The organism is Streptomyces spectabilis (assembly GCF_008704795.1).
In the GTDB taxonomy this organism is placed as follows: domain Bacteria; phylum Actinomycetota; class Actinomycetes; order Streptomycetales; family Streptomycetaceae; genus Streptomyces; species Streptomyces spectabilis.
In genome coordinates, this window is sequence record NZ_CP023690.1 from 1711590 (window position 1) to 1731719 (window position 20130).

Annotated in this window: 7 protein-coding genes; all 7 read right to left on the reverse strand. The window is 72.6% G+C overall.

The window, feature by feature from the left end; all coding sequences use genetic code 11:
• Positions 1-103: 103 nt before the first annotated feature.
• The 7 genes from CP982_RS06830 to CP982_RS06860 all read right to left on the reverse strand — a co-directional run bounded on the left by CP982_RS06830 (position 104) and on the right by CP982_RS06860 (position 20124).
• On the reverse strand, positions 104-3052 hold the full coding sequence (locus tag CP982_RS06830) for a non-ribosomal peptide synthetase (protein ID WP_150509667.1): 2949 nt from the start codon (positions 3050-3052) through the stop codon (positions 104-106).
• Positions 3049-14001: a non-ribosomal peptide synthetase gene (locus CP982_RS06835; protein WP_150509668.1), complete on the reverse strand. Its 10953-nt coding sequence runs from the start codon at positions 13999-14001 to the stop codon at positions 3049-3051. The genes CP982_RS06830 and CP982_RS06835 overlap by 4 nt, the downstream gene beginning before the upstream one ends.
• A gap of 88 nt (positions 14002-14089) precedes the next feature.
• Positions 14090-14305 carry an MbtH family protein gene (locus CP982_RS06840; protein ID WP_138958374.1) on the reverse strand — a complete coding sequence of 72 codons (216 nt, stop codon included), beginning with the start codon at positions 14303-14305 and terminating at the stop codon, positions 14090-14092.
• A 218-nt stretch (positions 14306-14523) separates the two neighbouring features.
• Complete coding sequence (locus tag CP982_RS06845) at positions 14524-17013, reverse strand: ABC transporter permease (protein WP_170316380.1); 2490 nt, start codon at positions 17011-17013, stop codon at positions 14524-14526.
• The gene (locus CP982_RS06850) at positions 17014-17781 is read right to left on the reverse strand and encodes an ABC transporter ATP-binding protein (RefSeq protein ID WP_150509669.1); all 768 of its coding nucleotides are present in this window, start codon (positions 17779-17781) and stop codon (positions 17014-17016) included. It abuts the gene before it with no gap.
• The gene (locus CP982_RS06855; protein WP_150509670.1) at positions 17774-19141 is read right to left on the reverse strand and encodes an MFS transporter; all 1368 of its coding nucleotides are present in this window, start codon (positions 19139-19141) and stop codon (positions 17774-17776) included. Before CP982_RS06855 ends, CP982_RS06850 begins: the two co-directional genes overlap by 8 nt.
• Positions 19138-20124: an ornithine carbamoyltransferase gene (locus CP982_RS06860; protein ID WP_150509671.1), complete on the reverse strand. Its 987-nt coding sequence runs from the start codon at positions 20122-20124 to the stop codon at positions 19138-19140. The genes CP982_RS06855 and CP982_RS06860 overlap by 4 nt, the downstream gene beginning before the upstream one ends.
• Positions 20125-20130: the final 6 nt, after the last annotated feature.

The following is a 20130-nucleotide window of genomic DNA, read 5'->3' on the forward strand; positions in this document are numbered from 1 at the left end:
CAACGAGCTTTAAACCTCACGCACCGCATGCGGCTGAATACATTCCTTCGGCCGCATGCGGTGCTGGTGCCGGAACGGTTGATTCCCGTGCCGTGCGGGGTGTTCAGTCGCCGGCGAGGCGTGCGGTGATGTCCCGGCCGAGGCTGGCCGCGACGGCCTTGTGCACCTCTTTGCCCAGGTCGGAGTTTGTCATCACGACGCATCCCGCGCCGGATCGCAGCCGCAGCGATGTCAGGGCCCGGAAGCCGGGGGTCTGCCCGCCGTGGCCGAATTCCACGTCTCCGAGGGAGCTGTCGACGACCGTGCCGAGGCCGTAGAAACTGCCCGGGAAGGCTTCGGTGAGCATCTGCTCCGCGAGCGGTCCCGGCAGCAGGTCCCCGAGGCCGTTGCGGGTCCTGCGCAGCGCGCAGGCGAACTGGGCGAGGTCGGCGGCCGTGCTCCACAGCCCGCTGCCGACCCGCGCGGGGCGGCAGCGGTGCCCGCCGTGCAGCGCCTCGCCGTGCCGGTCGTGGCCCGCGGCGACGTCCGCGTGGGCGCCCGCCGCGAAGGCGCTGTCCCGCATGCCGAGCTCCTGGAAGACCAGCTCGTCGACGAGTTTGCCGAGTTCCTGCCCGGTCACGTCGGTCAACAGCTGCTCAACGAAGGCCCATTGGCTGCCCGCCTTGCGGAACACCGACCCCGGCTCGGCCTCCGCCTCGACGTCGTCGAGGACGTCGGACACGGAGGGCATGGTCTCGTCGGGGTGCCACCACGTGGCCGACGCCGACGACAGGCCCGCGGTGTTCGACAGACAGTGGCGCAGGGTGACCCGGCCGCCGCCGGGCAGACGCGGCACGGTCCGCCCGGTCAGGTACTCGTCGAGCGGCGTGTCCAGGGCGAGCGGCCCGTCGGCGACGAGGCGCAGCGCCGCGAGCGCGATGACGTGCTTGCTGATCGAACCGGCCTGGAAGCGGGTGCGCAGCGTGACGGGCGCGCCCGTGTCCAGGGACCGCACGCCGTGCACGTGCAGGGCCGCGACCTCCCCGTTCCGCAGGACGGCGACGGCCGCGCCGGGGATGCCGTGCGCCGCCATCACGTCCTCCACGTCGGCCGCGGGCCGGGGGGCGTTCACCGGCGTACCGGTCCGTGGCCCGCCGACCGTGCCGCCGTCCGGCTCGTTCCCGTCGCCGGGTCCGCGGTCGTCGGCCGCGGCTTCCCGGGCGTCCGCTCCGTCAGGGGCGTCGTGGGGGGCACCTTCATCGTCTCCTGCTCCGTAGGCCGCGGTGGTCCCGTCGATCGCGGCCCCGAGGTCCGCGATGGTCACGCTGTCAAGCAGCATCCGCAGGGTCACGGCGAGGCCCGCCTTCCGCCCGGCGGCGAGGACGTGCACGATGCGCATGGAGTCGACCCCGAGGTCGGCGAGCCGGTCGTGCGCGCCGACGCCGGGGATGCCGAGCACCTCGGCGCACACGTCGGCGAGCAGCCGCTCGGTGGGGGTACGGGGTGCCTGGTAGGCGCGGTCGGCGACGAGCGCCGTGCGCTGGGGCGCGGGCAGGGCCGCGCGGTCGACCTTGCCCGCGGCGTTCAGCGGGAAGCGGTCGAGCAGGACGAAGCCCGTGGGCACCATGTACGCGGGGAGCCGCGCGGCGAGGTGGCGGCGCAGCTCGTCCTGCCCGGCGTCGGCGCCTTCCGGACCGTCGGGCTCCGCGCCGCTGCCGGAAGGGACGGCCCGGAGGACGTACGCGACCAGCCAGGGCTCGCCCTGGCCGTCCTCGCGTGCGACCACGACGGCCGAGCCGACGCCGGGGTGGGTCACCAGCTGTTCCTCGATCTCGCCGAGTTCGACGCGGTAGCCGCGGAGCTTCACCTGGTGGTCGGTGCGGCCCAGGTACTCCAGGTCGCCGTCGGCGCGGAAGCGGACCAGGTCACCGGTGCGGTACATGCGCGATCCGGGCGGCCCGCCGAGTTCCTCCGGCAGGAAGCGTCCGGCGGTCAGGCCGGGGCGGCCCACATAGCCGCGGGCCACGCCCGTGCCCGCCAGGTACAGCTCGCCGGTCACGCCGACGGGCACGGGCTGGAGCCCGCCGTCGAGCACGTAGACGCGGGTGTTGTGGATCGGCCGCCCGACCGGCATGTCCGGGGTGTCCGGCGGCACTTCCCAGCCGGTGGACCATACGGTCGTCTCGGTCGGCCCGTACAGGTTGACCAGGCGGTCCACGTGGCCGCGCAGTTCGCGGCCGAGGGACGGCGGGCACGCCTCACCGGTGGTCACAGCCGTGATGGGGCGGCGTGCGAACCCGGCCGCGAGCAGCAGTTTCCAGCCTGCCGGAGTGGCCTGGACGTGGGTGACGCCGTGGGTGTCGACGAGGTCGAGCTGCGCGAGCGCGTCGCCCAGGCCGCTGTCGTCGACGAGCACCACGGAGCCGCCGGTGACCAGCGGCAGGTACAGCTCGGCGTACGAGATGTCGAAGGACACCGACGTCGCCGCGAGCCACACGTGTTCGGGCGCCGCGTCGAACCGCGCCCGCATCGAGAAGAGCAGGTTCAGGATCGCACCGTGCGCGATCTGCACGCCCTTGGGCCGCCCGGTCGAGCCGGAGGTGAACAGCGTGTAGGCGAGGCCGTCGGGCGACGGCTTCTCCACCGCCGGGGCGGGCGCGGTGCCGGGCCGCGCCGCGATCCGCTCCTGGTCGCGGTCCAGGTCGAGGAGTTCGCCTTCGTACCCGTCTCCGAGCAGCCCGGCCAGGGTCCGCTGGGTGACGACGAGCCGTGCGCCCGCGGTGTCCAGCATGTAGGCCAGGCGCTCGGCGGGCATGACGGCGTCGAGGGCCAGTTGGGAGCCGCCCGCCTTCCAGATGCCGAGGAGCACCGGGAGCAGCCAGGGGCCGCGCTCCAGGAGCACGCCGACCACGGACTCCGGGCCGACGCCCGCGGCGCGCAGCTCGTGCGCGACGCGGTTGGCCCGGGCGTCCAGTTCCCGGTAGGTCAGGACGGTCGATCCCGCCCGTACGGCGACGGCGTCCGGATGGGCCGCGACGGTCGCCGCGAACACGTCGTGCACGCGCCTGCTCATTCCCACTCCATGTCGGTGTCGTTCCAGTCCTGGAGGAGCCGCGCGCGTTCGGTGTCCGTGAGGACCGCCGCGCGGGCGTCGCCGTCCGCGTCGGCCGCCATGGCCTCCAGGACGGTCCGGTACATGCCCACGAGGCGCTCCGCGCCGGCGCGGTTGAGGCCGGTGCTCACGGCCCGCAGGACGAGCCTGCCGGGGACGTTGGCGATCGACATCGTGAACTCGTTGGAGCTGTCGCCCGCGCCCGCGCGGACGTCCACGGAGCCGGTGTCGACCTGGTGGAAGTCCTGGTAGCGGAACATGATGTCGAAGAGCCGTCCGCCGCCCGCGAGACGCTGCACGGCGGGCAGCGGATAGCGCCGGTGGCGGTACACCTCGGCCTCGCGGTCGAACACCTGCCGTACGAGGGCGCGCCAGGTGTCGGCGGTGCGGTCGTGGGCGAACGGCAGGGTGTTGAGGAACATCCCGTACACCCGCTCGGCGCCGGGCACCTCGGGCCGCGCGCTGTACAGGACGCCCGTGTGGAAGGCGTTCTCGTTCGTGACGGAGCTGAGCACCTTCAGGTGCGCGGCGAGGAGGACGGCCTTGAAGGACGTGCCGGTGTCCGTGGCGAGCGCGCGCAGCGCGGGCTCGATGTCGCGGAACTCCACCGACAGCTTGAAGTCCTCGCGGGCCGCGGCCACGCCGTCGCCCCACTCGGCGGGCAGCGCGCACGCCGCGTGGCCGTCGACGACGCGCCGCCAGTAGTCGCGGTCCTCCGTCGATTCGAGCGCCGCGAGTTCGGCGGCGACGAAGTCCGCGTACCGCACCGGCATCGGCTCCTCCGGCTCCGGCTCCGCGCCTTCGGCGAACGCCCGGTACGCGTTCAGGACCTCCATGAGCAGTGACTGCTGGCTCCAGCCCTCCGTGATGGCGTGGCAGTGCGTGAAGCCGAGGTGCCAGGCCTCGTCGGACTCGACGAGCGCGGAGATCCGCAGCAGCGGCGGCCGCGAGACGTCGAACAGCTCGGCGCGTTCCCGCGCGATGTGCGCGCGCCGCCCCTCCTCGAACTCCTCGGGCGTGGTGCCGCGCAGATCGTGCGCGACGACGGTCGTGTCGGCCTCCTCGTGCACCAACTGGAGCGGCATCTCGTACGTTTCGAGCGCGAAGGACGTCCGCAGCATCTCGTGCCGGGCGATCACGGTCCGTGCGGCGTGGGCCAGTGCGCCCGCGTCGAACGGCCTGCCGTCCACGATCCTGAAGGTGGACGTGTTGTGGTACTTGTTCAGGCCGTCGTCGGAGAGCATCTCCAGGAGCATGCCGAGCTGGACCTGGGAGAGCGGGAACGCGTCGGTGACGTCGGCGGGCAGCGCCTCGCGCACGCTGCTCGGGACGAGCGCGAACGGCGCGATGCCTTCCGGTTCGGGAGCGCCGCCGCCGGTGCCGAGCGCGGCGGCGAGACCCGCCACCGTCCGGTGCCGGAACACATCACCCACACCCGCCTCGAAACCCTGCGCCCGCAACGCCCCGACCAGGGCGATCGCCTTGATCGAATGCCCGCCCAGGTCGAAGAAGCTCTCCTCGACCCCGACCTTCTCCAGACCCAGGATCTGACCCCACACCTCGGCGATCCGGGCCTCCGCGTCGGAGCGCGGGGCGACATAGGTGTCGGTCACCGCCGCCGTCGCCTCGGGCAGGGCCTTGCGGTCGGCCTTGCCGTTGGCCGTGAGCGGGATCGCATCGAGCTCCACGAACACCGAGGGCACCATGTACTCCGGCAGCACCTCGCCCAGAGCCTCGCCGATCCCCTCGCTCTCCCCGACGACGTACGCGATCAACTGCTGCTCGTCGGACACGACGACCGCGGCATCGGACACGGACGGCTGCGCGACCAGCGCGGCGCGGATCTCACCCAGCTCGATGCGGTAGCCGCGGATCTTCACCTGGTCGTCGATCCGCCCCAGGAAGTCCACCGCACCGTCGGCCCGCCAGCGAACCAGGTCACCGGTCCGGTACAGACGCTCACCCGGGCCGCCGTACGGATCGGGCACGAACCGCTCCGCGGTCAGCCCAGGACGCCCCGCATACCCGCGCGCGACACCCGTCCCACCGACGTACAACTCCCCTACGACCCCGACGGGGACGGGCTGTTGCCGCGCGTCCAGGACCCTCATGGCCATGTTGGGAAGGGGCCGCCCGATCGGCACGACGCCCGTGAACTCCTCCTCCAGCGGGAAGACGCAGGTCCCCACGGTCGCCTCGGTCGGACCGTACTCGTTGACGACCTGACCGTCCCCGAGCAACTGCCGCCACCGCTCGACCAGTTGGCCCGGCAGCGCCTCACCGGCGACCACGACCTTGCGCGTCAGCTCCTGCACCCGCTCGTCCGACAACTGCCCGTCAAGGACTTCGAGATGACCGGGCGTGAGCTTGATGAACGAGAAGGGCCCTGCCGCGACCAGCGCATCACCCAGCTCGGTCAGCTCACCGCCGTACAACCACACCCGCTGCCCCGCCACCAACGGCGCCCACACATTCGGCACCACCAGATCGAAGGCCACCGACGAGAAGACCGGCGCGCCGCCGGAACCAGAGGATGCGAGTTCGCGCTCCGCCCACTCCACGTGATTGGCCAGACCCCGGTGCGTCACCTCCACACCCTTGGGCCGCCCCGTCGAACCCGACGTGAACACCGTGTACGCCACCGCATCCAGGTCGATAGCGACCTCAGGAGCACGCGACGGATACGCCGACAGATCCTCGGCCGTCAACACCACCGGCACATCCACGAACCGATCCGCGTACTCGACCGACGTCACGGCCACCGACACGCCACCGTCGGCCACCATCGCCGCGATCCGCTCCGACGGCAGTACGGGATCCATCGGCACATAACCCGCACCCGCACGCCACACACCCAACAACGCCACCATCAACTCAACCGAACGATCCAGCAGCACCGCCACCGACGAACCCACACCAACGCCCTCGGCGCGCAGACGATGAGCCAGACGATTCGCCGCCGCATCCAACTCCACGTACGACAACCGCTGTTCACCACACTCCACTGCGACGCCGCTTGGCACCCGGGTCACCTGACGCGCCACCAACTCCGGCACCGAAACCCCGGACACCACCGCCACCGACTCCGCGCCACCCCACGTACTCAGTACGCGCTCACGCTCGCCGTCCGGAAGGAGTGTCGTCTCGGCGTCGCCGTCGGCGTCGGTCGCGATCGATTCGAGGACCGCGCGGTACATCGCGGCGATGCGCGTGAGGTTCGCGCGGGTGACGGAGCTCGGGTCCACCGTGAGGAGCAGGCCGCTGGCGCGGGCCGCCACGGCGAGGCCGAACTCGGTGGCGCCCTCGCCCATGCCCGAGTCGGCGTCGACGATGTCGCTGTCCGTCTGGGCGTCGCTCAGGTCGAGGTAGCTGAAGCGGACGTGCAGCAGGCGGGAGCCATCGCCCAGTTCGCGCTGCATCACCGGCATCGGGAAGCGCCGGTGCGGCCAGAGGGCACCCTCCTGCTCGAAGACCTGGCCGATGAGCTCGCGCCAGGTGCGGGCGCCGCGCCGATGGGCGAACGGCACGGTGTTGAGGTACATGCCGTAGACCCGCTCGGCGCCGACCGCTTCGGGCCGGCCGCTGCACACCAGGCCGGTGCAGAAGGCCTCTTCCGGCGTGAGCTGGCTCATCACCTTCAGGTGCGCCGCGTGCAGCACGGCCTTGAGCGAGGTGCCGGTCTCGGTCGCACGGGCGCGCAGCCGCGGGGCCAGGTCGTCGAGCGGGACGCGCAGCGTGTGCGCGTCGCTCCCGGCGGCCTCCGAGTCGCCCAGGGCGGACGGCAGCTCGAAGGTGCCGTGGCCGTCGATGACGTCGCGCCAGTAGCCCCGGTCCTCATCGGAGGCGAGGGAGGCCAGTTCGGCGGCCACGAAGTCGGCGTACCGCACGTCGGGGATCTCCACGCGGGGCAGTTCCCCGTCGGCGCGCAGCGTCAGATAGCCCTCGACGATGTCGCTCAGGAGGGAGCGGTGGCTCCAGCCCTCCGTGATCGGGTGGCAGACGCTGACCGAAAGCCACCACGCCTCGTCGGACTCGACGAGCGCGGAGATCCGCAGCAGCGGCGCGCGGTCGAGCGCGAACGGCAGGGCGCGCTCGCTGACGATGTGCTCCCTGCGGAAGACCTCCTGCTCGGCGGCGTTCCGGCCGCGCAGGTCGTGGACGGTGACCGGCAGTTCGGCGACCGCGTGGATCAGTTGCAGCGGCGTCGAGTAGCCCTCCAGGTCGAAGGAGGCGCGCAGCATCTCGTGCCGTTCGACGACGGCCCGGCCCGCCGCGGCGAGCGCGGCGCGGTCGAAGGGGCGGCCGTCCTTGATCCGGAAGGTGGTGGTGTTGTGGTACTTGTTGCGGCCGTCGTCGGCCAGCATCTCCACCAGCATGCCGAGCTGGACCTGCGCCAGCGGGAACGCGTCGACGAGCCCCTCGGGCAGCCGCTCCCGGTCGTGCGGTTCGAGCAGCGCGAACGGCGCCACGCCTTCCGGTTCGGGAGCGCCAGTGCCGATGCCGAGCGCGGCGGCGAGACCCGCCACCGTCCGGTAGCGGAACACATCACCCACACCCGCCTCGAAGCCCTGCGCCCGCAACGCCCCGACCAGGGCGATCGCCTTGATCGAGTGGCCGCCCAGGTCGAAGAAGCTCTCCTCGACCCCGACCTTCTCCAGACCCAGGATCTGACCCCACACCTCGGCGATCCGGGCCTCGGTCTCCGTGCGCGGGGCGACGTGGGCGTCCGTGTCGGGCGCTCCAGGATCGGGCAGGGCCTTGCGGTCGGCCTTGCCGTTGGCCGTGAGCGGGATCGCATCGAGCTCCACGAACACCGAGGGCACCATGTACTCCGGCAGCACCTCGCCCAGGGCCTCGGCCAGCCCCTCGCTCTCGCCGACCACGTAGCCGATGAGGCGCTGGTCGTCGGACACGAGGACCGCGGCGTCGGACACGGACGGCTGTGCGACCAGTGCCGCGCGTATCTCACCCAGCTCGATGCGGTAGCCGCGGATCTTCACCTGGTCGTCGATCCGCCCCAGGAAGTCCACCGCACCGTCGGCCCGCCACCGGACGAGATCGCCGGTCCGGTACAGACGCTCTCCGGAGCCCCCGTACGGATCGGGCACGAACCGCTCCGCGGTCAGCCCAGGACGCCCCGCATACCCGCGCGCGACACCCGTCCCACCGACGAACAGCTCCCCGGTCACGCCCACCGGCACGGGACGCATCCCCGCGTCGAGCACCCGCATCACCATGTTGGGGAGCGGCCGCCCGATCGGCACGACCCCGGTGAACTCCTCCTCAAGCGGGAAGACGCAGGTCCCCACGGTCGCCTCGGTCGGACCGTACTCGTTGACGACCTGACCGGCGCCCAGGAGCTGCCGCCAGCGCTCCACCAACTGTCCCGGCAGCGCCTCACCGGCGACCACCACGCGCGAGACGAGCGACTGGATCTCGGCATCGCCCAACTGCCCGTCTAGGACTTCGAGATGACCGGGCGTGAGCTTGATGAACGAGAAGGGCCCTGCCGCGACCAGCGCATCACCCAGCTCGGTCAGCTCACCGCCGTGCAGCCACACCCGCTGCCCCGCCACCAACGGCGCCCACACATTCGGCACCACGAGATCGAAGGCAACCGACGAGAAGACCGGCGCGCCGCCGGAACCAGAGGATGCGAGTTCGCGCTCCGCCCACTCCACGTGATTGGCCAGACCCCGGTGCGTCACCTCCACACCCTTGGGCCGACCCGTCGAACCCGACGTGAACACCGTGTACGCCACCGCATCCAGGTCGATAGCGACCTCAGGAGCACACGACGGATACGCCGACAAGTCCTCCGCTGTCAACGCCACCGGCACATCCACGAACCGATCCGCGTACTCAACCGACGTCACAGCAGCCGACACCTTGCCGTCCGCCACCATCGCCGCGATCCGCTCCGACGGCAGCACCGGATCCATCGGCACATAACCCGCACCCGCACGCCACACACCCAACAACGCCACCATCAACTCAACCGAACGATCCAGCAACACCGCCACCGACGAACCCACACCAACGCCCTCGGCGCGCAGACGATGAGCCAGACGATTCGCCGCCGCATCCAACTCCGCATACGACAACCGCTGTTCACCACACTCCACCGCCACGGCGTCCGGAACCCGGGTCACCTGACGCGCCACCAACTCCGGCACCGAAACCCCGGACACCTCCACCACCGACTCCGCGCCACCCCACGCACGCAGCACGCGCTCACGCTCGCCGCCGGGCAGGTAGTCGTGGAGCGCGTCGCCGTCCGCGTCGGCTGCCATCGCTTCGAGGACGGCCCGGTACATGGCCGCTAGGCGGTCCACGCCGGTGCGGGCCATCACGTGGTTCTGCGCGGTGATGACCATGAATCCGGCCCGGGTGGAGACGCCGAGCGGGAACTCGGTGGGGCTGTCGTCGATGGTGGCCGGGTAGTCGATGACGTCCTGGTCGACCTGGCGGAAGTTCTGGTAGCTGAAGCGGACGTCGACGAGGCGCCCGGCGGCCCCGCTGTCGCGCTGCATGGCGCCGAGCGGGTAGCGGCGGTGCGGCCACAGCTCGATCTCCGTGTCGAAGACCTGCTGGACGAGGTCGCGCCAGGTGCGGGCGGAGCGCCGGAAGGGGAACGGGAGCGGGTTGAGGTAGACGCCGTGGACGCGGTCGGCGCCGACGGCCTCGGGGCGGGCGTTGGTCACCAGGCCCGTGCGGAGGGTCGCTTCGGGCGTGAGCTGGCTCATCACCTTCAGGTGCGCCGCGTGCAGCACGCTCTTGATCGGCACCTTCGCCGTGGCGGCGAGGGCGCGCAGGCCCTGCTCCACGTCGTGGTAGGGCACCCAGGCCCGGTGCAGTCCGCGCGGGGTCGTGGCGGGGTCGTCGCCCCAGCCCGCGGGCGGGTCGAACTTGGCGTGGCCCTCGATGATCCGCCGCCAGTAGGAGCGGTCCTCGTCGGAGGCGAGGGCCGTCAGCTCGGCCGCGATGAAGTCGGCGTAGCGCACGGCGGCCGGTTCCGGCTCGGTGGGCGGCACGCCGTCGCGCAGCGCGCGGTAGGTGGCGACGAGCTCCATCAGGAGCGAGTGGTGGCTCCAGCCCTCCAGGACCGCGTGGCACTCGGTGAGCGTGAGCCACCAGCTGCCGTCGTCGCGGGCGTGGCCGGTGAAGCGGACCAGTGGCGCCGCGGTGAGGTCGAAGAGCTCGGCGCGCTCGGCCGCCATGAACTGCCGCAGGTCGCGGTCGAGTTCCTCGGTGTCGAGCGCCCGTACGTCGCGCACCGCGACCGGGGCGTGGACCTCGCCCGGGGCGTGGACGAGCTGGAGCGGGACGGAGTAGCCCTCCAGGGCGAAGGACGTGCGCAGGATCTCGTGCCGGCCGAGGACGGTCCGCACGGCTTCGTCGAGGGCGGCGGGGTCCAGGGGCCGCTCGTCGAGGATCCGGAAGCAGGTCGAGTTGTGGTAGTGGTTGCGGCCGTCGTCGGCGAGCATCTCGACGACCATGCCGAGCTGGACCTGCGCCAGCGGATAGGCGTCCACGACGCCGGACGGCAGCTTCGCCCGGTCCTCGGCGGCGAGCAGCGCGAACGGCTCCACGCCGGGCTCGGGCGCGGCGGGCGCCGGGCGGCCGGTGAGGAACTCGACGAGTTCGGCGGGGGTGCGGTGCGCGAAGACGTCGCGGACCGTCACGTCGTACGCGGCCTCGCGCAGGGCGCCGACGAGCGCCACGGCGCGCAGGGAGTCGCCGCCCAGGTCGAAGAAGTTGTCCTCCACGCCGACCTGGTCGACGCCGAGCACGTCGCGCCAGACGCCCGTCATCTCCTCCTCGGCGGCGGTGCGGGGCGCGACGTGCGTGCGCTCGACGGCGAGCGCGGTGCGGTCGGGCGCGGGCAGGGCGGCCTGGTCGAGCTTGCCGTTGACGGTCAGCGGGATCTTCGCGATGACGAGGAACGCGCTGGGAATCATGTACGCGGGCAGCGTCCGGGCGAGCAGGGCGCGCAGCTCGCTGGGCGCGGCGACGGCGTCGCTCGTGGGCACCGTGTAGGCGATCAGGCGGCGGTCGCCCGGGGTGTCCTCGCGGACCACGACGACGGCGTCCCGCACCCGCGGGTGCCCGGCGAGCAGGGCCTTGATCTCGCCGAGTTCGATGCGGTGGCCGCGGATCTTGACCTGGTGGTCGATGCGGCCGAGGTAGTCGAGGGTGCCGTCGGGGCGGTAGCGGGCGAGGTCGCCGCTGCGGTAGAGGCGGGTTCCGGGCGGCCCGTAGGGGTCGGGCACGAAGCGCTCGGCGGTCAGGCGCGGGCGGCCGAGGTACATGCGGGCGACGCCGGGGCCGCCGACGTGGATCTCGCCGGGCACCCCGACGGGCACGAGTTCGCCGTGCGCGTCGCGGAGCTGCACCCGCAGGTCCGGCAGCGGCACGCCCACCGGGTTGCCCGCGTCGGAGGCGATGTCGGCCTCGGTGACGCGGTGGTAGGTGGTGTGCACGGTGGTCTCGGTGATGCCGTACATGTTGATGAGCTGGGTGCGGTCGAGCGCGCGCCGCGCCACCCAGGGGGCGAGCCCCGGCACGTCGAGGCGCTCGCCGCCGAACGTGACGACCCGCAGGGCGAGTTCGTCGATCAGCGGGTGCCCTTCAGCGGCGAGGGAGACCAGGCTGCGGAACGCGGAGGGCGTCTGGTTCAGGACGGTGACGCCCTGCTCGGCGAGGAGGGCCAGGAAGTCCTCGGGGGAACGCGCGGTCTCCGCGTCCACGACGACGAGCCGCCCGCCGTACAGCAGGGCGCCCCACATCTCCCACACCGACATGTCGAAGGCGTACGAGTGGAAGAGGGTCCACACGTCGCCTTCGCCGAAGCCGTAGTACCGCTCGGTGATCGTGAACAGGCGCAGGACGTTGGTGTGCGTGAGGCCGACGCCCTTGGGGCGGCCGGTGGAGCCCGAGGTGTAGATGGTGTAGATCAGGTCGTCGGGGGTGACGCCGGAGTCCGGGTTCGTGTCGGGTGCGGCCGCGAGGGCGGCCGCGTCCTCGTCGCCGTCGAGGACGACGAGCCGGCCGTCGTGGGCGCCGCGCAGGTGCTCGGCGTGCGCCTGCGAGGTGAGCACGGTGTCGGCGCCCGCGTCCTTGAGGGTGTACGCGATGCGGTCGCCCGGGTGCTCCGGATCGAGCGGCAGATAGCCCGCTCCCGCCTTGAGCACGCCGATGAGCGCGGGCAGCAGGTCGATGCCGCGGTCGAGGCTGATGCCCACCAGGTCGCCGCACCTGGTGCCCAGCGCACGCAGGTGGTGGGCGATGCGGTTGGCGCGGGCGTTGAGTTCCCAGTACGTCAGCCGCTGCGCGCCGCACACCAGGGCGACGGCGTCCGGGGCGGCCGCGGCCCGCTCCTCGAAGACCTCGTGGACGCAGGAGGCGGGCGCGGTGGGCGTCTCGACGGGCGGCACGAGCACGGCCAGGTCGGCGGCGTCGAGCAGGTCGAGGCGGGACAGCGGCAGGCCGGGCGCGTCGGCGGCGGCTTCGAGGAGCCGCACGTAGTGGCGGGCGAGCCGCTCGGCCGTGGCCCGGTCGTACAGGGCGGTGCTGAACTCCAGGGTGCCGTGCACGCCGCCGTCGGAGCGCTCGCCGAGCTGCAGGGTGAGGTCGAAGCGGGAGACGCGGCTGGTGGCGCGCAGCGGCTCGGCCGCGACGCCGGGAAGCCGGAAGGAGCTGGTGCGCTCCTGGTGCAGGGTGAAGGCGACCTGGCACAGCGGGGTGCGGGACAGGTCGCGCTCGGGCTGGAGCTCGTCGACGAGCCGGGCGAAGGGCACCTCCTGGTGGTCGAAGGCGTCCAGGGTGGTGGCGCGGGCCTGTTCGACGAGGTCGGTGAAGGCCGGGTCGCCGCTCCACCGGCCGCGCAGGACCAGGGTGTTGATGCCGTACCCGATGAGCTGCTCTAGCTCCGGTCTGCCGCGGCCCGAGACGACGGTGCCGACGGGCACGTCGGTGCGGCCGGTGTAGCGGGAGAGCAGCGCCTGGTAGCCCGCGAGCAGGGTGTGGAAGAGCGTGGCGCCGTGCCCGGTGCCGAGGTCGCGCAGGCGGGCGGTCAGCTCGGGCGAGAGGGCGACGGGCACCGCGTCGCCGTCCCAGGAGCGGGTCGCCGGGCGCGGCCGGTCGGTGGGCACCTCCAGGGCCGTGAGTCCTTCGAGCTGCGCGCGCCAGTACGCCAGGTGCCGGTCGAGCGTGCCGTCGGCGAGCCGGGACCGCTGCCAGGCGGCGTAGTCGGCGTACTGCACCGGCAGCGGCGCGAGCGGCGACGGCCGCCCCGCCGCGAACGCCTCGTACAGGGCGGACAGTTCGCCGAGGAACTGGCCGACGGACCACTCGTCGCACGCCACGTGGTGGAAGACGATCACCAGGATGTGGTCGTCGGCGGCGATGCGGATCAGGCGGGCCCGCACCGGGCCGCCCCGCTCCAGGTCGAAGGGGATGCCGGGCTCGGCCTCGGCGAGGTCGCGGGCCCGGCGCTCCCGCTCGGCGGGGTCGCCGAGCGCGGTGAGGTCGTCGGTGGGCAGCTCGAACAGGCCCGGCTCGTCGATGACCTGGACGGGCTCGGTGCCCTCCAGGCGGTAGCGGGTGCGCAGGATCTCGTGCCGGGCCACGACCGCTGTCAGGCCGCGGCACAGCACCTCCGGATCGAGCGGACCGCTCAGGCGCAGCACCACCGGGACGCTGTACTCCCAGCTGTCCGGGTCGAGGCGGCTGAGGAACCACATCTGCTGCTGGCCGTGGGAGAGGGCCAGCGGGCCTTCGCGGTCGGCGCGGGCCACCGCGGTGCGCCGTCCGCCGCGGGCTCCGGCGAGCCGGGCGCGCACCAGCTCCTCGCGCTTGTCCTTGGCCGCACCGGCCCCTTGGCCCGACCGATTTCCGCCAGTGCTCATGCTGAGCGCTCCTCCCGACCTTCCACGTGATGCGTGCGTGCGTTGCCGCGAACCTGCTGGGTGTGGCGCCCCGGCCGGGGCGCGGATGTCAGGTGCCCGCCTGCTCCATGCGGCGGCGCAGGCTCGCCGGGCGCATGTCGGTCCAGACGGTGTCGATCCGGTCCAGGCACTCTTGGCGGGTGCCCTCGGTGCCCTCGGCGTGCCAGCCGGCGGGCGGCTCGCGGTCGGCGGCCCAGATCGAGTACTGCTCCTCGTCGTTGCGGACGACGCGGTAGAGGCGGTCGTCGTTGAGGTCGTCAGCCATGTCGGCGTCCCTTCGAAAGCCGGGGCGAGCCCGGGGGGAGAGCCGGGGCGGGCCCCGGCGGTCGATACGTCCTCAGCTTCCGGCGGGCCCCTATATGCGGCCTCTACGCAGACCACACGGCGCGCGCGCCGGACCGGCGCGCGCGGACAGCACGCGGCCCGGTCCCGCCGGGGCGATGGGGACCGGGCCGCGTGATCTTCGGGGCGGGCGCGAACCACCTATTCGCGGGCGCCCACCAGCTGGACGATGCGGGAGCGCAGGGCGGCGCCGACGGGCAGCACGGTCCCGACGACGGCGAGCACCGCCGAGATCGCGGTAACCGCGCCGACCACGGCCCACGGCACCACGATCGGCGCCGCGCCGAACAGTTCGTGCAGCGCGCCCCACAGGCCGATGAGGTTGACCGCGGACGCGGCCACCGCGAGGGCCACGCCGATCGCGGTGACGAGGAGCGACTCGGCGACGAAGAACCGTACGACCTGTTTCGGCGTGGCCCCGGCGAGACGGAGCACGGCGAGGTCGCGGCGCCGGTCGGCGGTGGCCATGAGCAGGGTGTTGAGGATGGCGATGAAGCAGAACAGGACGACGATGAGCGCGGTGGAGCGCTGTCGCACCTCGATGAGGTGGCGTGCGTACGCGCTCTCGGAGGAGACGAGTTCGTCGCGCGTCATGAACTTCGCGCCGTTGCCCTCGACGGCCTTCTCGATGGCCGCGGTGGCGGCGGCCCGGTCGGTGCCCGGCTTCAGGGAGATGTAGGCGCGCCGTGCCAGGCCGTCGCGCGAGTACGCGGCGGAGGCGGCGAAGCGCTCGGGCAGATAGGCGACGTCGGAGCCGCGCAGCGCCTTGTAGACGGCGGCGACCTTCAGCGTGGCCTCCTCGCCGTCGCCGAGGTAGATCTTCACGCGGGTGCCGACGTCCCAGCCCCACAGGTCGGCGACGGCCATGCTGGTGGAGTCGAGCTTGTCCAGGGATCCTTCGGTGACGTCGAGGTCCATGGTGTGCTTCAGCGCGGAGGTGTCGACGACCAGGCCGTCGTTCACGTCGAAGCGGTCCTCGTCGCGGGTGTAGACGGTCGTCAGGAGCGGTGCGGTGATCCGTACGCCGTCGATCCGCTTGACCCGCTCGATGACGTCGGGGCTGATGCCGGGCGTGTGGTCGGGCGCGAGCGCGTACTCGGAGGTGACCGAGTTGCGCAGGCCGTGGTCGCGGGCCGCGCCGAGCGAGTCGGTGGCGGCGAGCAGCGACAGGGCGAGGCCGACGGTGAGCAGGATCGGCGCCGCGGTGGCGGCCGTGCGGCGGCGGGCGGTGAGCGCGCTCTCGCGCACCAGCATGGCCGTGGGCCCCGAGGAGTTGCGGAAGGGCCACATGAAGAACCGGGTGAGCGGGCCGACCGCGAGCGGGGCGAGGACGGCCGCCGCCAGGACGGGCACCAGCAGTTCGGTGACGTACGTGTTGGGCGACAGGACGCTCTGCGGCTTGCCGAAGGCGATCCACCCGGCGAGGCCGAGGCCCGCGGCGACGCCGGCCAGGCCGAGCAGCTTGCGGGCGGGCGTCATCCCGGTGTCGTCCACGGCGGCTTCGCGCAGCGCCTCGACGGGGCGTACCGAGCCGGCCCTGCGGGCGGCGGCGACGGCGCCGCACCAGGCCACGGTGACGCCGACGAGGAACGCTCCGGCGAGCGGGGCGAGGATCGTCCAGTGCAGGGACGGCTGCACCTCGAACCAGTCCGGTGAGATGTCCATGGAGATCAGCACGTCGGCGAGGAGCTGCGCGCCGTACAGGCCGAGTGCCGCACCGGCCGCCGAGGCGAGCGTGCCGACGAGCAGTGCCTCGCCGCGCACCATGCGCCGCACCTGCTTGGGCGTCGCGCCGACGGCCCGCAGCAGGGCGACCTCGCGGCGGCGCTGGACGACGGCGAAGGCGAACGTGGAGGCGACGACGAAGACCGCGGTGGTGCCCGCGACGCTCGCCATGACCGGCACCAGGGTGACGGTGTTGTCGAGCGTCTCGCGGTCGCTCTCCTCGCTGGCGTCGGCCTTGTGCCGGTCCTGCCCGGTGAGCACCTCGGCGTCGTCGCCGACGGCCGTGCGGACCGCGTCGAGCGGGCCGAGCGGCACGAGGGCCTCGATCCGCGGCGAGATCCGGGCCGCCTCGGCGTCGCTGAAGAAGACGGCGTCCTCCCAGTCGACGGGCGAGACGGTGCCGGAGACGGTGTAGCGGGAGACTCCGGCGGCGGTCATCACCGTGACCTGCTCGCCGGTGCGGGCCTGGTCGGAGGGGACGACGATCTGGTCCTTGCCGGTGGGCGCGCGCCCGTCGGTCAGGCGGTAGCCGCCGAAGCGCGCGACCGGCCAGGGGTGTCCGACCTGGTCCTTGGGGCCGCCGTCGAGCTGGGCGTAGAAGGCGCGGTCGACGACGACCTCGCCGGTGTCGGCGACCTTCTGCCGCAGCGCGGGCTCGACGCCCCGGGCCGCGGGCAGCGAGCGGACGCCGAGGTCGTGCTGGGAGGAGCTCCAGTCGCCGTCATCGGGCTTGACGACGGCGGAGGCCTTCGCGAACCGCTCGACGGGGCGGTCGGGCAGGTCGAGCACGGTCATCAACAGGGTGCCCATGGCGGCCACTTGGGCGACGCCCAGGACGAGCGCCACCAGGGTGCCGAGGAACGACACCCAGCGGGCCCGCAGGGTCTGGTAGGCGACGAAGAGCACTTACGACACCGCCAGGCTGGTCATCCGGGCCGCGACCGCTTCCGCCGTGGGCCGCTCCAGGCCGCCGGCGAGGACGCCGTCGGCGAGGAAGACGACGCGGTCGGCGTACGCGGCGACGTTCGGGTCGTGGGTGACCATCACGATGGTGGTGGGCCGGTCGGCCAGCTCGGTGGCCGCGTAGCCGTCGCCGGTCGGCGGGCCCGCCAGTTTGCGCAGGGTGTCGAGCAGTTCCCGGCCCGTGTGCAGGTCGAGGGCGCCGGTGGGCTCGTCGGCGAAGAGCACGGCGGGGCGGCTGACCAGCGCGCGGGCGATGGCGACGCGCTGCTGCTGGCCGCCGGAGAGCTGGCCGGGGCGGCTGCCCGCCTTCTCGGCCAGGCCCACCAGGGCCAGGGCCCTCGCTATCGCCTCGCGCTTCGGCTTGCGTCCGGCCAGGCGCAACGGCAGGGACACGTTCTGCGCGGCCGTGAGCGACGGGAGCAGGTTGAAGGACTGGAAGATGAAGCCCGTCCGCTCCCGGCGCAGTTCGGTCAGCTGGGTCTCGTTCAGCGTGCTCAGATCGGTGCCGTCGACGCTCACCCGGCCCGACGTGGGCCGGTCGAGGCCCGCGGCGCACTGCAGCAGTGTGGACTTGCCGGAGCCGGAGGGGCCCATGATCGCCGTGAAGCTGCCCCGGGGGAAGGCCATCGTCACCTCGCGCAGCGCGGTCACGGGGTTGGCTCCCGAGCTGTACGTCTTGGTCAGCGACTCCAGCCGCACTGCCTCATCCATCGATTCTCCGTAAGGTCAGGGTCGTACGAGAGGAGACGACCACCGGCTCGTTCTGCCTCTCGGGCGGCGGAGCCATGTTGTTCTCGTCCTCCAGTGCCGCACCACGGCGCGTGAACACAAGGGTCGCGACGGCGGCGAGGACCGCCATCACCACGGATGCGCCGATCAGGACCTGACGGGTGCCGTACGCGTCCAGGAGGAAGCCGGTGCCGAGCGCGCCGAGCGAACTCGCGCCGGACACGAGCAGCATGACGACGCTGCCGACCCGCCCCTGCATGTTGTTCGGCGTGATGCGCACCTGGTGGGACATGCCTGCGACGGTAACAGCGGCTCCTATATGCGATGTTATGAAAAAGAGAGACCCAAGTGCCGCTGGATGGTGGAAAACCACCGTTCCGGGCAGGACGAGTGCCCAGGCCACGTGTGCCACGATCATGGTGTGTCGCATCGGGAGGCGCTTGCTCAGGGCGCCGCCGGTGATGGCGCCGAGAAGGCCTCCGACGCTGCCCGCGGCCATGATCAGGCCCACCGTGCCCGCGGGCCTGCCGGAGTCCCGCACCACCACCGCCACGCTGAGGATCAGGGCCTGGAAGATCAGGTTGCTGCCCGCCATGATGAGCAGCGCGGTGCGGAAATAGGCGCGTTTCCATACCCAGTCGAGCCCGGCTCGGATCTCCGCGGTCATGGCGCGTTTCTTCCCGCCCTTGCCGCCCTTCCCCTTGCCCTTCTTGCCCTTCGTGCCGTCCTTGGCCCGCAGGCGGATCAGGGTGATCAGGGACAGCAGGTACATGCCGACGCTCGACATGAACGGCATCCACGCGGAGATGCCGAACAGCATGCCGCTCGCCGGGTGTCCGACGAAGTTCACCGCGCGGGACCGCGCCTCGTTCGTCGCCATGGCCGCCGACAGCTGCCGGGCGGGCACCACGCCGCGCACGGTGGCCCGCTCGGCCAGCTGGTAGAAGACGGTCAGGGTCCCTTGGACGAACGCGACGGCGGCGATGTGCCACACGTAGAGACGGTCACCCGCCAGGGCGACGGCGACGGTCGCGACCGCCACCATCCGCCCCACCACGCACACCAGCATCACGCCGCGCCGGTTCCAGCGGTCCACGAGCACCCCGGCGGGCAGCTGTACGAGCAGCGCGGGCAGGAGCGTGGCGAAGCCGACGAGGCCCGCGCTGCTCTTGGACCCGGTGTGCCACAGGATCAGCAGCGTGAAGGCCATGCCGGAGCAGCGCTCCGCCATCACCGACAGGGCCGAGCCGGTCCACAGGAGCCGGAAGTCGCGGTAGGAGTTGAGGCCCGGGAGGGCGTGCCGGCGACGCGGTTTCGTGCCGCCGTCGGCTGCCTTCCTCATCGCGCCCCGGCCCGGCACCACTCCAGGACGGCCATCGCGCTGTGCAGCTTGTGGGTCGCCTGGGTGAAGGCGATGCTGGCGGGCCCGTCCAGGACCTCGGCCGTGACCTCCTCACCACGGTGCGCGGGCAGGTCGTGCAGGAAGACCGCGTCGGGGCTCGACCGCCACAGCTCGCGCGTGACCTGGAAGGGCGCGAAGACCTCGCGCCAGTCCGCGGTCGGCTTCGTCGTGCCGGTGGTCTGCCAGCGCGTGGTGTAGATCGCGTGCACGCCTTCGGGCAGGTCCGCCATGTCGTGCCGCTCGCGTACGGTCGCGCCGTGCGTGTCGGCCTGCGCGACCGCGGTGGCGGCGACGTCCGCGGGCAGGCCGTAGCCGGTCGGCGTCCGCAGGTCGAGGGTGGTGCCGGGGAACCGGCTCAGGGCGAGCGCGAGGGCGGCGGCGCTGTTGTTGCCCTCGCCGACGTACAGCACGCGCAAGCCGTCGACCTGCCCGAAGTGGCGGTGCAGCGTGGTCAGGTCGGTCAGCGCCTGGGTCGGATGCTCCTCGGCGCTCATCGCGTTCACGACGGACATCGGCCCGGCCGCGGCCCAGGTCCGCATCTCCTCGGTGGCGTCCGACGTCCTGGCCACGAGCAGGTCGAGCATGCCCGCGAGGACGCGTCCGGTGTCCTCGCTGGTCTCCCCCGTGTTGAGCTGGAGGTCGCCGGGTCCGAAGGTCACCGTGCGCGCGCCGAGCCGCAGGGCGCCGCTGGTGAAGGCGGTGCGGGTGCGTGTGGAGGTGCGCCGGAAGTAGATCCCGACGATCGCCCCGGCCAGCGTCTCCTCGCGCGCGCCCGCCGCGAACTCGGCGCCGCGGGCGACCAGGGCGCGCAGTTCGTCGTCGCTGAGGTCGCGCACGGAGATCAGGTGGCGGGTGGCGCCTTCGGGTGCTCCGGCGTCCTGTGCCCGGGCCCCGTCGAGGTGTTGTCGAGTGTGCTGCGGCATGGTGGT